Origin of the sequence: Paenibacillus alginolyticus DSM 5050 = NBRC 15375 (assembly GCF_000422905.1) — a bacterium.
In the GTDB taxonomy this organism is placed as follows: Bacteria; Bacillota; Bacilli; order Paenibacillales; family NBRC-103111; genus Paenibacillus_E; species Paenibacillus_E alginolyticus.
The window spans coordinates 78,961-91,739 of the sequence record NZ_AUGY01000025.1 but is presented as its reverse complement, the minus strand read 5'-3'; the positions used below and the strand labels follow the sequence as shown (position 1 = coordinate 91,739).

14 protein-coding genes and 1 pseudogene are annotated in these 12,779 nt (G+C 42.3%); 1 reads left to right on the top strand and 14 read right to left on the bottom strand.

Annotated features, from left to right (window positions below; genetic code table 11):
* Positions 1 to 220 (top strand): annotated as a pseudogene (locus G519_RS48960) (AAA family ATPase); the annotation flags it as partial.
* A 12-nt stretch (positions 221 to 232) separates the two neighbouring features.
* Here the strand turns inward: G519_RS48960 and G519_RS42915 are convergent.
* The 14 genes from G519_RS42915 to G519_RS0113485 form a co-directional block, all read right to left on the bottom strand.
* Positions 233 to 847 (bottom strand): hypothetical protein, encoded by a 615-nt coding sequence (locus tag G519_RS42915; protein ID WP_244280106.1) that lies wholly within the window; start codon positions 845 to 847, stop codon positions 233 to 235.
* Positions 848 to 1,014: 167 nt separating this feature from the next.
* Positions 1,015 to 1,575: a 5' nucleotidase, NT5C type gene (locus G519_RS0113550; RefSeq protein ID WP_029195158.1), complete on the bottom strand. Its 561-nt coding sequence runs from the start codon at positions 1,573 to 1,575 to the stop codon at positions 1,015 to 1,017.
* A gap of 62 nt (positions 1,576 to 1,637) precedes the next feature.
* On the bottom strand, positions 1,638 to 2,282 hold the full coding sequence (locus G519_RS0113545) for a pentapeptide repeat-containing protein (RefSeq protein ID WP_029195157.1): 645 nt from the start codon (positions 2,280 to 2,282) through the stop codon (positions 1,638 to 1,640).
* A gap of 92 nt (positions 2,283 to 2,374) precedes the next feature.
* On the bottom strand, positions 2,375 to 2,944 hold the full coding sequence (locus tag G519_RS0113540) for a hypothetical protein (protein WP_029195156.1): 570 nt from the start codon (positions 2,942 to 2,944) through the stop codon (positions 2,375 to 2,377).
* A gap of 255 nt (positions 2,945 to 3,199) precedes the next feature.
* Entirely contained in the window at positions 3,200 to 4,222 is a 1,023-nt protein-coding gene (locus G519_RS0113530) for an ATP-grasp domain-containing protein (RefSeq protein ID WP_029195155.1), read from the bottom strand.
* A complete protein-coding gene (locus G519_RS42910) occupies positions 4,219 to 5,055 on the bottom strand; it encodes an HAD family hydrolase (RefSeq protein WP_051253374.1) in 837 nt (278 codons plus the stop codon). Before G519_RS42910 ends, G519_RS0113530 begins: the two co-directional genes overlap by 4 nt.
* Positions 5,052 to 6,185 (bottom strand): cysteine protease StiP family protein, encoded by a 1,134-nt coding sequence (locus tag G519_RS0113520; RefSeq protein WP_064743447.1) that lies wholly within the window; start codon positions 6,183 to 6,185, stop codon positions 5,052 to 5,054. Before G519_RS0113520 ends, G519_RS42910 begins: the two co-directional genes overlap by 4 nt.
* Complete coding sequence (locus tag G519_RS42905) at positions 6,158 to 7,573, bottom strand: phosphoribosyltransferase family protein (RefSeq protein ID WP_051253373.1); 1,416 nt, start codon at positions 7,571 to 7,573, stop codon at positions 6,158 to 6,160. Before G519_RS42905 ends, G519_RS0113520 begins: the two co-directional genes overlap by 28 nt.
* Positions 7,518 to 8,621, bottom strand: coding sequence for an HpcH/HpaI aldolase/citrate lyase family protein (locus tag G519_RS0113510; protein ID WP_029195153.1), 1,104 nt, complete (start codon positions 8,619 to 8,621; stop codon positions 7,518 to 7,520). Before G519_RS0113510 ends, G519_RS42905 begins: the two co-directional genes overlap by 56 nt.
* Before the next feature lie 69 nt (positions 8,622 to 8,690).
* Positions 8,691 to 9,428: a TerC family protein gene (locus G519_RS0113505; protein WP_029195152.1), complete on the bottom strand. Its 738-nt coding sequence runs from the start codon at positions 9,426 to 9,428 to the stop codon at positions 8,691 to 8,693.
* Positions 9,429 to 9,459: 31 nt separating this feature from the next.
* Positions 9,460 to 10,713 (bottom strand): TerD family protein, encoded by a 1,254-nt coding sequence (locus tag G519_RS0113500; RefSeq protein ID WP_029195151.1) that lies wholly within the window; start codon positions 10,711 to 10,713, stop codon positions 9,460 to 9,462.
* Between the two features lie 72 nt (positions 10,714 to 10,785).
* On the bottom strand, positions 10,786 to 11,373 hold the full coding sequence (locus tag G519_RS0113495; protein WP_029195150.1) for a TerD family protein: 588 nt from the start codon (positions 11,371 to 11,373) through the stop codon (positions 10,786 to 10,788).
* 92 nt (positions 11,374 to 11,465) lie between these two features.
* Complete coding sequence (locus tag G519_RS0113490; protein ID WP_029195149.1) at positions 11,466 to 12,047, bottom strand: TerD family protein; 582 nt, start codon at positions 12,045 to 12,047, stop codon at positions 11,466 to 11,468.
* A gap of 36 nt (positions 12,048 to 12,083) precedes the next feature.
* Positions 12,084 to 12,683 (bottom strand): TerD family protein, encoded by a 600-nt coding sequence (locus G519_RS0113485; RefSeq protein WP_029195148.1) that lies wholly within the window; start codon positions 12,681 to 12,683, stop codon positions 12,084 to 12,086.
* Between the last annotated feature and the right edge of the window lie 96 nt (positions 12,684 to 12,779).

Here is a 12,779-nt window from a genome sequence, read left to right as displayed (position 1 = left end):
ACAGGTTGGGGATTATATAAAGCGTCATTTGACGTATGCTGGGGCTGAGAATGAGATCTTCTCGGATGGAGCGATTGAGGATATTTATCGGTTTTCTAGCGGCTCAGCTAGACTCGTCAATAAAGTTTGTACACACAGTTTAATCTACGGCGCCCAGAATGGGCATCGCATCATCGACGATCATATGGTCAAACGCGTCATCCAGGGAGAATGTTCTTGATTCTCCCTTTTTTTAAACCATCGACTGGACAGCTTGTCCGTCAGGTTTAGGACAGCATACGCCGTCAATTGGCGGACAGTATGGTTTAGCAGTAACAGCTAGAACCGGACCGTAGACACGAGAAGAAGCAAGCTTGCTAGTCCCCCAACCACTGTAGAGCCAATTATTGAATTTATCAGGTGCATTATTAATCAGAAGACTGCGGGAATCGGCCAGGTTTGGGAGAACCATACCGCTATAACCTGATTTAGTACCTGTCTTTGGACGAGTGATACTTAGTGTTTTCTTCTGATATCCCCACTCGACTTGCGCCTCATAGCCCGTATCTCCGGAATCAAAGCCTTGTTGGTTTGCCAGTGTTAAGGCACCATTTATATCGTTGCCAATAACTGCATAGCGCTTTTTGTAGGTAAGCTCAAAGTCGTTTTCGCCCTCTGTCTTACGAATCCTTGGACTCCACCCATTGTTATAAATGTCCTTGGCGTTCGTGTCCATGAACTGGACGTTCATCTTGGTCACGCTATCAGGCATGCCAAATGCACTTTTTACGCTGCTTGTAAGTTTAAAATCAGATCCAAGAACTGCGCTTGGGTTAAGGAGAAGGTTCACTTCATAGTTCGGTACCATGTTGCTCGCAGCTGCGGCAGGCTTGGGTGCTCCGCCTAGACCAGCAAGTAAACTAGTTCCTACTACGGCTCGTCATTGGATGATTATCTACGCTTGTATTTATTGTAAATCTAGAAAAAAGAGTAAAAAGCTGAACCCCTTAACAATAAGGAGTTCAGCTTTGTGTATCATTTTATAATTTCTCGGAGTTCATCCCAAGATACAATCCTCGGTAGGTTCAAGTGTTGATTATACGGTCTATCTTTCACATATATGTTCAATGGGAGGTGTGACAAGGTTTCCAGAACGGCTGGTTTATCATCAAAATAATAATCCAAGTTCAGTTTTTCAATTATATGTACTTTCTCGGAATCACTCATCCCACAATAAAAATGTCCCTCAACTACCGGGAAACCATTGTCTATTAGCCAGTTTTTCGTTCTTTCTGTATGCTCTTTAGCTCTTGCTGTAATATAGTACACCTCATGACCTTGTTTTACTAGTTCCTGCAAGATGTCAACGGCGTGGGCAAAAGAAGGACATTGAGAATAATAAATGTCATCGCGGAGGCTTGACCACAGCTTACCTCCTTCTTCTTTCGTCAAACCAAAGGCACTGTGAATTTCCATCGTCGTTAAGGCGTGAAAGGCGTCTAAGCCAATATTTTGCTGTAGCTTATGGTTATAAATATGAAAGGCATGTTCTCTTAAATTAATAAGTGTATCATCGATATCAAAACCGAATTTCAAGGTTAACTCCTCATTTCATGGATATACTATGCTGCCGGAGCAATTTCCTTTATTATTTCCCCTTATTCCTTCAATATAAGTCCAAAAAGACTTGCAAAAACAGAGGCTTGTCCCCTCGAAATGATGCAGCCGCGCAAATCCTCTACACTCACACCTAAACTTGTGAATTCGCAGCTGCTGATATCTATTCCTGCAAGCTTCACACCCGTGAATTGTGCCCGGTCCAGCTGACAGTTATCGAAATGCACTTTTTGCATTGTAGATTCGTAGAAATCGGCATTTAATAGCGAACACTCCTGAAATACAATCTGCTTGAAATTAGCCATTCGAAAGGTTGCATAGTCGGCCAAGCAGGTATGGAATAAGACGTTACGGACGGTTGCTTCTGTTAGGTCGATACCCATGATTTTGCAATTTCTAAATTCAGTTCGATGGATTGTAGCTTCACCAAAATCAACGTTGGATAGATCGCATTTCTCGAAAATAACATCTGTCAGCTCTATGTCTTTCATCGAGACCCGAGTAAAAGTAACATTTCGAAATATCACTTTATCAAACGCGACTTTATATGCGGACTGATTGTCAATGATACAATCGCTTATAAGACCCGTATGAAAGCTATCTTCCGGCTGCATTTCCTCGTTCGTCAGTGTAATGGGGGGGATTTCTTTAGGGATCTTCGGTGTTTCTATTTTGGGAATGCTCATCTGGTACTCCTTTTTATCTTGTGATAGGGCAAAAAAATAAGCCTTACGGCTTTTTGAATATCTACTCTATGGTATTTATTTCTCCCTCTATACTACCATCTCTTCTTCCCGCCAGACAAATCTTGATCGCTTAACCCACTTAATTTCTCATACGATCCTTTCCACATCACATAAATGGATTGAATCTGGATAAATTCCTCGTCAGCCGGTCCCGCCCCTTGCATGAACATGGCCTCTAACATTTGTTTGTAAAAAGCCATTCGTTTATGAATCATTTGTTTCTCCATATCTATAATTTCATCCAAGGTATGATAATCCATAAATGACTTTATATCGTCGGGAAGCTCTTCATTCAACCGTTCTTCTCTAGGTGAAGGAGTAGGTGTAGACGTGCTCGTTCTATTACTTAAATCAACCGTTGTCCGCAGCTCTGACAACAAGATATTCTCTTTCGCGCACATGACATGAAAATATTTATTTTTGAGCAGCTCATTAATCACCAGCTGACACATATCTTTATTTCGTATTAACATACCATCAAAGGGATGAAGTGTCCAAACATGATCTTTCTCATATATATTAAATGTGAACCATTCGTTGGCATACAAAATTCTGGTATTAATTGTAGACTCGTCAACAATCTCAAATGTAAAATCCAGCAACGTACAGCCCCCTCCCCAGCATCACAAATCTATTCTTATATTCTACCAAATCATAACAAAAAAAAGAAACCTTTTCAGGTTTCATAGATGACTATTTTTCAATGAATTTAGACACATATTCCGCTTTTTCAGCGCTTGCTACGACAATGAGCACAATGATTATTCCAGAAAGTATAATCCCGCTTATGATCATCCTGTGCACCTTCTTTGACAGATTTATTCATCTATATTCAAAGATATGATGCACGGTTTCTTTTATTCGCCTAAATCCATAATCACGTATTTCTCAATATGACTGGCCAGGATGCCATAATTAGGCTTTTGGTTGTCCACATGTTCACCCAAAATTGATTTCACTGCTAAATAAGGGAAGTTAATGCCAGATAGACAAGTCACATGCAGACCGCCAGACATTCTCGGGTTAATCTCAAGTAATTTAGGAACACCCAGATTGTACTTCACTTGAATGTTATAATTAAACGGGATCTTGTAGGTAGCTGCAACCTGATGTGCGATTTCGATCAATTCAGGCACTTCCTCCAGCAGCCTTAGCCGTCCATCCGCTTTGCGACGCGGCACAGCGGCAAGTAATTCACCGGAAGCCGATGCTAAGCAATCGATGCTGTATTCAAAGCCGTTTAATAATTCCATCACCATCAAATCCTCGAAACGATCTACGGATGATAAGGTCCTGTATACTTGTTCCGTAGAAAGATAGGGAGTAACAGTACCGAACAGGTCACTTAATGTATCCCGCCCATTGTTGATGATTCTGAAGCCCATACCGCCCTCGGCATTTGTAGGCTTCATACAAACCTGATGACCTGCACTTACAAGTGCCTCATAGGCGGTCATAAATTCATCTGCCGTATTCACCACGCGATAATCAGGGATTGCAATAATGTTCTTTTCCCTTATGGCTTCATAAAACTTTTGTTTCTCCAACAAGTTTTCTAAAAGCTCAAGGTCACGACAAACGGTTACTTTCGTACCTACTTTTTCGAATAAATCGATATGCTTCGCAATGGCATACATATGCAATCTGGGAATGAATACATCAATGCCATGCTTTTTACAGAAATCTAGGGCAAACTCTACATACTCATCATCGCCTAAAACAGGCTCGGTATCCGCGTAATCAGCCGCCTGTAGCGCCATGTGGGTACGATCCGGATGTGTGGCATACATTTTGAACTGGACGCCATCCTCATTATTGCGAATGCTATTCATATAATGATAGGCTACCGAGAACCAACGGTTAAACCATACTTTTTTCATGAGGACTCCTTTATGACAAATAGATTCTTTTGCTCTATGTTTACGGATTCAACATACTTAAGAATTTCATCTGTAGCGAAAATCCCAGATTCCTCGGTAAATGAGTAGTCCCCCGTCGATTGAAGCTGCTCTTGTCGATATAATTCTCCGTGCCTAGGGACGATAGAGAAATCCGCGAAATCAATCAAGATCCGATCCAAAAGGGAATCACCAGATGCCACAACTTGATGCTCCCCTGTTAATTGCTTGAGATGCTGAACGGCATCTCTTTTATTAACGACTTGCGGAACGACATAAACCTTTCTTCCTTGAATGGAAGTGCTCCAGCCCATGCGCTGAAGCTCTGCACTCATCTGAGTAACTTCCTCCAGCGGCATCTTTGCTCGGTCAATGATATGGGAAAAAAATAGCTCGTCGCAATAGCTAGAACTGATGACCCAGTCCGGACTAAGGACTCGATCTAGCAGAATCCTGACATCCTGCACATGGTCACTTGATTCACTAACGCGAGCAACTACAGAGGCTTGCCATTCCAGATCGGGTTGTCCATCTATCAGAATATTCCCGCCGTTGCTTGTAACGGCATAGGTGGGCTTCAACATTTGACTAATTAAATGTATACGATTGTACTGCTGCATGGTTCGTGTCGTTACCGGAATGAAAATGCGCTCCGTCATCAACTTTTGAAGCTGCTGGTAGGAACTAGAGGACATATACGATCTCACTTTTCCGTCTATGAGCTCAGCTATAATAATCTGATTGCCTAATTCTTCGGCACGCTCTAAAGGCTGTGAATAGATTAACGTTTGATCTAAATCGCTTGCAAATATCATTCGGCATCTCCTTTCACGGATTTAATAATACCACAACAGGAATAAGTGAGATCTGGGTATACTTCAATGGGCACGTCCCTAGCTTCAGCTAAAAGGAGGATATGACGAATATTCGGATTATCTAATCGGTCTACTAAAATCCGCCATGGCACTCTGCGAAGCAGTACACGGGTCGTTTCTCCAACACCTGGTTTGATCAAGTTAATATCTGCAATCTGATACTCGTTCTGAATCGCTTGAATATCACGTAAACCTTTCCATGAAACTGTCGGAGGATGCTGAAGTAATTCACGAGCACTATGCTGTGCTTCTGTCACTACTTCACCAAAAAAGGGCACAATCTCTACAATAAAATGATTGGAGAGATCCTGGTCCAACCACTCTTTATAATATTTGGAACCATGAAAGTCATGCGGCCCTATGAGATCTTCACGCAGCACTGTTCGACTCATTAAACCGGAAACCACCGCATTCAAGCATGCACTCGGAATCAAGAAATCCTCTCTCGTTCCAAACATATCCGTGCAATGGCCAGGATCAGCAAGCACAGCAAGATCATCGTCCAACTTGATCCCGTAATCTCGTTCAAGCTTGCTGCAAGCCTCTACAAGTACTCTACGGATTGCTCCCTTGCCAGTCCACCCATCGACGAATTGAAGCTTCGCGTCTGGATGCTTTTGCAGGATATAAAACAATGCGTTCTCGTCAATCCCTTTTCCTCGAATAATCGAGATGCTGTAATGGGGCAAATCCAGCTGATGCACCTCTTGCAGGTAGCGTCTTATTAGAATACCGACCGGTGTGCCCGCTCTAGCAAGAGAGACCAGCACCGTGTTCGGTCCTTTTTTATTTCGAATAAGCTCTGCCGTAGTACCGACGGCTAATGCAACCTTCTTGGCCGACATCTGCAGCGTCTCTCGGTACAATTTTAAATAATCGGGCGTTGGCAGATGTTCTTGGGGTAGCATTTCCGAATAATGAGTACCCGATTGAATGGCTAGCTCTCTCGCATCCATCGACTTTTCCAGCTTAACCTCGCTCAAATCCTTAAGCAGGAATGTCACATCGGAAGCTGGATAGCTGCCCAAGTGCGTAGGCTCTTCTATTGGTTTAACTCGCCAGTTTTCCATACTGCATTCTCCTTCCATTCAACCGTTTGAGGAGAGAGAATGACAATATGAATCTGTTTCAGCCCTCGCGTTTGAAGTATTTGTAGCAATGGCTGCATCGAAGCTGGATCTGCTTCTCTTTCCATAAATAAATAGAGATCGTCATACATGCCTACCGGAACATTATATAAGTAATGAGTGACTTCGGGATCCTCCGGAGATGAGTACGGATAGCCTACCTTGACTGCATAGTCCTCTGTATCAATCGTATGAATGGGACTCCTCGTCGTCGATTGGTAAAACACACCATCTCCCATTTCAGCGGCAATTCGCATGGGGATATACATAAACTCACCTGTGCCTACGCACAACGTCTTCTTCCCCATTCGGGTAAGTTTCAACTGCTTGGCGGCTTGTGATATCGAATGACTAGCTTGTTCGCTTTCCTCCGGAGTAAGACCAAATCTTCCACTATGCTGTAAATATGGATGTTGGCTCACGTAATGAGCATGAACAAATAGATGACCTAGAAACGTAAAGTGAATGGATCCCTTTTGATCTGGATTAGGAAGGACAGGCACTTGGGGGGTTAAACTTTCAGATGAACCTGTTACTTTTACCTCACCTTTGACTAAAGAAAGTACGTGGATGGAGATACCTAACTCCCGTTCTAGCTTCAGAAACTGCTGCTGATCCTCAGAGGTTCTCCAATCAAGCAGAGCAAGGATATAGTAGGTTTTCTTCGGAAATTTCCCCTGCATATCTCTAATAATGTTCAAAGATGTCTTACCTGTGGTGATTTCATCATCAACAAGGACTACAATCTCCGGATCTGCAAGCGTCTGAGCATCCTTCGCGTAACAATAATGAGCTACTGCATGCGAATGCTCCTCACTGAAATTAATGATAGATTCCGATCCTTCGATCACTTCACGCGTGGTATGAATGTAGCTGCCACCCTGACCAAAGGTTTCATAAACGGCATGTCCGATGGCTGTGGCAGTTTCAGCAAACCCTATAAAAGCAACGGAATTCGGTAAACTTAGACGATAGGACATAATTTCTTTATAGGCCGCCTCGGCCTGAGAAGGATCGATAATGCCATGAATAGCTTGAGGGATTAACTGCTGCGGCATAGTACCTTTTAAGGCTTGTTGTAAAAGAAGTCCCAGTGAAGCTCCGCTTAATAAGGAGGAATACGGATTTACAGGGATATGTTTACCAAGCACCTTGCTAACAAACAGAAAAGATCGTTTCTTATTGATTCTTGCCGCCATGGCGAACAGTGAATCGAGGGGAATTTCATAAGGATTAGACGTCAATGTCACTTGAAGCTCTAAATCGCCTGCGATCTTATACGTATGCTCGATTATGCTTGAGCAATAATCCGTCATATTGTTGTTGTTCATGCAGCACCCCATAAATTTGTGATCGTAAGAGAATACGTCTAGCCCAGCTTAAATGAGGTTTGATTTCATTCATTTTATTGGCATATGCGCTCTTAATAACGCCATAATCGCCATTATTGTTAGCAATAATACTTGTAGCATCCGTATACTCTTCATGAGTCACCGCATATAGCGCTTGAACGGGCTTAATATGAGTAGGATGAATAATCGTCTTACCAATCATACCGTTCTCTTTATCCATAATGACTTCGCGAACCAATCCCTTTTGAGGGAAATATTCCCATACAGGCCCAGAGATAACGTAAGAGGCGTCAACACGCCCAAATATATTAATAATGTCAGCTACACAATCTCGAATCGGCGTTATGTCATAAATGGTCATGTCTGGACTGCGTCTCAAACCAAATAGGCTGGAGAAATCCGTAGCACCAATTCTTACATTGAGGACCAAATTCCTATACTGCTCGAGGATCTCTTTAATCGTTTGAAGGGTATGTGTACGGCTTTCCTTATAAATAACAGGTCCAGACTCAAGAATGGGCAGACCATATAGCATGGGGGCGGAAGGGGGTTTCTCATCATTATAATTTTCTAGTATTTGAAAATAAGCTTCGCCATTGTCTGCAGTAAATTTCGGGAATACAAATCCCGTTAAAAGGGATACATTTTCTTCTAATCGTTCGATCAAATAATTTAACTGATTCACACTTCTTACACGTACGAATAAAAGCGGAAGATTGTCCGAATGAAGAATTCCGACCTCAATGAAGGTGGCTAATTTATTCATTTGATTCACCAATGATTCTTCTGCCGAATGAACCTCATTTTCACCGACGGCATCTTCCAAATCAAGAATTACTGAGACAAGACCTTCAATTTTACCAAAAGCGATATCCTCCGCGAACGTAGGACGTGTAGCAGGCATATACAGTGCAGCACCAATAGAATAAGCAAGGATTTCTTTACGCGAATGATTATGGAAGGAAGTCGGAGGTAAATAAAATAGAGCTTTCTCTTCATCAGCGGTTAAATAATTAAAATATCTCAATCCCGATTCCTCCCTCTTCGTTTAAGAAACAAATCCCCCCATAAAGGAGGGATTGTATAGTAAGTATGATTAGTTAGCTGATTCCTGCTTGTCCTTTTTGCGAAGTAAACTTAATACAATCGTGCCTCCAAATATAACAATCAGAGTTGAGAAGAAAAGAACATGTGAAATATGAACACCGAATGCGCCGGCAATCATCTTAAGACCAATAATGATAATAAGGATGAAGGCTGCTTTCTCCAACTCTGGAATCTTGTCAATGAGCTTTAAGAAGACTTGCGCCACACCTCTCATCATAAGTACACCGATGATGCCTCCAAGGAACAATACCCAAACCTGGTCACTTACACCAAAAGCAGCAAGTACGCTATCGACACTAAAAGCAATATCCATGACTTCTACTGCAAGTACAGTACGCCAGAAGGAAAGTCCTTTATTCTGAACCTCCCCTTCCTCTTCCTTCTTCTTGAAGAAAAGATTACTGATAGCAATCCAAAGAAGATAGGCGCCTCCGAGCACTTTAATCCAAGTAATTTGAACGAGGAATGTACCTACCCCAATAGCTATAAACCTGAAAATATAGGCACCTAGGAGTCCGTAGAATAAAGCTTTTTTCTGCTGCTCCTTCGGTAAATGCTTTACCATTACTGCTAGTACCAATGCGTTATCAGCGGATAAAAGACCCTCTAGTATAACTAGTGTCCCGATAATACCCCAGCTAACCGGATCAGAAAGTGTTGTTGAAAGCACTTCCCAGTTGAAAAAGTTAAGGAAGTTGTTGATAAAACTTTGAAAAAAATCTGACATGCCTTGACCCTCCTGTATATTTCGCAATTATTTACTTATTTCCAGCAACCCATCTCATTCCCCATCCAAAGGCTTCATCTAACGCTTTATGACCGGAGAAATATTGAACAAGCCGCTCAATGCTAAATGTTTCATTATTTTGGTTACGAATTAATGCAATAGCACACATGCCCTGACGATTATCATGTTCATTCAATTTCACTTCGATGTCAGGTCCGCCATCTTGCTTGATGGACACTACGCCATCTGCTTCAGACCAAGTGGTTGCACCTTCGTAAATGAAAGTAAAAATTAGAATGCGTTCAAACTCAGAGAGCTTATTTCCATTAATTCGAATATTCTCCCCTGTAGTGACGGAGCCCGTACGATCATCACCGTCTAAGGCAATATACGGCTCTCGATGGAGTGAACCGAATCGATTGCCAAGCGCTTGAATAACGCCCTTCTCACCGTTCTTCAATTCATATAAACAAGCAAGATCCAGATCGATCACTTTGCTTTTACCGAAAAATCCACCGGATTTCTTCTGATTCCAGTTTAAATTAATGACTATTTCCCCGAGATTGCCTGTTGTCTTCTTCTCAAGGCTAATGCGATCGCCCTTCTTCTTCAATTCAATCTTATTCAGATTAATTGGTGCCGGAGGGATGAGGGGAGGCTTACCAGCTTGCGCCGGTGTTGGAACTAGGGGAGGCGTCGGTGTCGGATTAGGTACAGGGCTAGGTGTGGGTTCATCCTTAACCTCGATTCCGAAATTACCGCACAGCGCTTTCAATCCACCGGAAAATCCAGATCCAATCGCACTGAATTTCCATTCTGTGCCGTATCTATATAATTCCCCAACAACAATAGCTGTCTCAACGGAGAATTGATTTCCTAATTCATATCGCAACATATCTTGCCCTGTGCTAGGATGAAAAATCCGTAAATAAGCTTGTGTCACTTGGCTGAATTGCTGCTTTAGCTTCTCACCCTCATGAATGGTTAGTGTGATAGCAACTTTCTCAACATTGGCTGGAACGCCCAAAAATTGAATCGTAAATTGCTTCTTATCGGTTCCATGAGAGGGTTGATCAATGAAATTCACACCGCTTTTTGTTGGATTGTTGTAGAATACCAACTGTTCGTCATTATCTACCTTCCCACTAGCGCCTAACAAGAATGCTGAGGTATCCAGATCTATGTTCGCAGGAGAGTTCCATCCGAGTCCAATACCAATCTGTGAGAGTCCCGGATTTGTTTTTGTTACATCCGTCTTTTGGCCTTTTACAAGAGATATATGCATAAGGGCTGTCCCTTCCGTACTCCATAATTGAAGGGTGATGCCTTACTAGCACCACCCCACCTGATTCTGAATTTACTGGGCATCAAGTCCGTAGTTTTTGCACAGGGCTTGAAGACCACCTTGAAAACCACTTCCAACAGCTTGGAACTTCCATTCTTGACCTTGGCTGTCTCGGTACAATTCACAAATGACAACGGCTGTTTCTACCGAAAAGTCCTCGCCTAAGTCATAACGTAAAATCTCCCGATTCGTTACCTCATCAACAAGACGAACGAACGCATTCGATACTTGTCCAAAATTTTGACCACGATTAGTCGCATCATGGATCGTTACTGCAATGCCGACTCGGTGAATGTGCGCAGGGATTTTGGAGAAATCAACTTTGATTTGCTCGTCATCCCCATCCCCATCACCTGTCCGATTGTCGCCCGTATGTTGAACGCAACCACCCACACCAACTAAGTTGTTGTAAAAAATGAAATCCTCAAGCCCTTTGGCTTTACCTTCAGCATGCAGCAGAAAGGCCGACGCATCCAAATCGAATGCATGACCACCACTATATTTGTTCGTATCCCAACCTAATCCGATAATAGCCTTAGTGAGGCCAGGATTGGTCTTCGTTAAGTCAATTCGTTGACCTTTTGACAAGCTGATTGACATTGCTGCATCTCCTTAGAGTTTTCGCAAGAAAACTAGCATCGTAAGCATTATCTTAGAGTTTTCGCAAAAAAACTAGCATAATAAGTAAGATCTTAGGACGTTTGCAAACCGTAATCGCGAGCTAATCCTGCAAGACCGTCTTTGTAGCCGCTGCCGATCGCGCTGAATTTCCATTCGCCGGCATGACGGTACAATTCACCGATGACTACGCCTGTTTCAATGGAGAAGTCTTCGCCAAGATCAAAACGGATCAATTCTGCGCCGGAACCTTCATTAAGAATTCGAACGTAAGCATTGGAAACTTGTCCAAAGTTTTGCGCTCTTGCTTCAGCATCATGAATGGTAATGCAGAAAGCAATTTTTTCCGTTTCTGCCGGAACTGCACTCAGATCAACATTGATTTGCTCATCGTCTCCATCACCTGCACCGGTACGATTGTCGCCGGTATGTACGATAGAACCGTTCGCATTCTTCGGGTTGTTGTAGAAGATGAAATCGGATTCAGATCCTACTTTACCAGTAGCATTAACAGCGAAAATGGAAGCGTCTAGATCGAAATCTTTACCGCCATCATATTTGTTCGTGTCCCAACCTAAACCAACAATAACTTTAGTTAAACCTGGGTTTGTTTTTGTTAAATCTACTTTTTGACCTTTGGATAGTGAAATTGCCATTGAAATAACCTCGCTTTATAGGGGATTTGTTTAATCTTATTGATATCGTTTAACTAATTGGCCAATCGTTGTATCTGTGCTGCCTTCACCAATCGCATTGAATTTCCATTCGCCGCTATGACGATAAAGTTCACCAACAATCAGGGATGTTTTACCGGAATAATCTTCAGTCAGATTAAATTTAATTAATTCTTGGTTATTCGAATCATTTACTAAACGGATATAGGCGGATTGAACGAGACCGAAATCTTGTTTTCTATTTACGCAGTCGTAGATATTAACAACGAATACGATTTTACTAACATCCGCAGGAACTTGTCCTAAATTAACAGATACTTGCTCATCATCGCCATCGCCTTCCCCCGTGCGGTTATCACCGGAGTGAACAACGGAACCATCAGGGCTTTGCAAGTTAGCGAAGAAAACAACATTCTTCTCTTTCGTCAATTTCCCATTCTCATCTAATAAGATGACGGAAGCGTCGCAATCAATTTCAACAGCTGTTTTTTTGGATCCGAAGAAACCTTTCTTCTCCACAACCGCAGGATCCCAACCTAGTCCAACTACAACTTTGGAAAGACCCGCATTACCTTTGGTTAAATCAATTTTTTGACCTTTGACCAAGCTAATTGTCAACGAGGTCACCTCCTCTCATGTCCTGTATTCGTACACTCTTTCATTTGATACGGATGAAGTTCGAACACGTTTCATTTTTCCGATTAAATGTTTTGT

What these genes read in the sequence shown, in the direction of transcription:
- G519_RS42915 (WP_244280106.1), bottom strand. Translation starts at nt 847, where the DNA reads ATGGTACCGAACTATGAAGTGAACCTTCTCCTTAACCCAAGCGCAGTT.
- G519_RS0113545 (WP_029195157.1), bottom strand. Translation starts at nt 2,282, where the DNA reads ATGAGCATTCCCAAAATAGAAACACCGAAGATCCCTAAAGAAATCCCC.
- G519_RS0113530 (WP_029195155.1), bottom strand. Translation starts at nt 4,222, where the DNA reads ATGAAAAAAGTATGGTTTAACCGTTGGTTCTCGGTAGCCTATCATTAT.
- G519_RS42910 (WP_051253374.1), bottom strand. Translation starts at nt 5,055, where the DNA reads ATGATATTTGCAAGCGATTTAGATCAAACGTTAATCTATTCACAGCCT.
- G519_RS0113520 (WP_064743447.1), bottom strand. Translation starts at nt 6,185, where the DNA reads ATGGAAAACTGGCGAGTTAAACCAATAGAAGAGCCTACGCACTTGGGC.
- G519_RS42905 (WP_051253373.1), bottom strand. Translation starts at nt 7,573, where the DNA reads ATGAACAACAACAATATGACGGATTATTGCTCAAGCATAATCGAGCAT.
- G519_RS0113505 (WP_029195152.1), bottom strand. Translation starts at nt 9,428, where the DNA reads ATGTCAGATTTTTTTCAAAGTTTTATCAACAACTTCCTTAACTTTTTC.
- G519_RS0113500 (WP_029195151.1), bottom strand. Translation starts at nt 10,713, where the DNA reads ATGCATATATCTCTTGTAAAAGGCCAAAAGACGGATGTAACAAAAACA.
- G519_RS0113495 (WP_029195150.1), bottom strand. Translation starts at nt 11,373, where the DNA reads ATGTCAATCAGCTTGTCAAAAGGTCAACGAATTGACTTAACGAAGACC.
- G519_RS0113490 (WP_029195149.1), bottom strand. Translation starts at nt 12,047, where the DNA reads ATGGCAATTTCACTATCCAAAGGTCAAAAAGTAGATTTAACAAAAACA.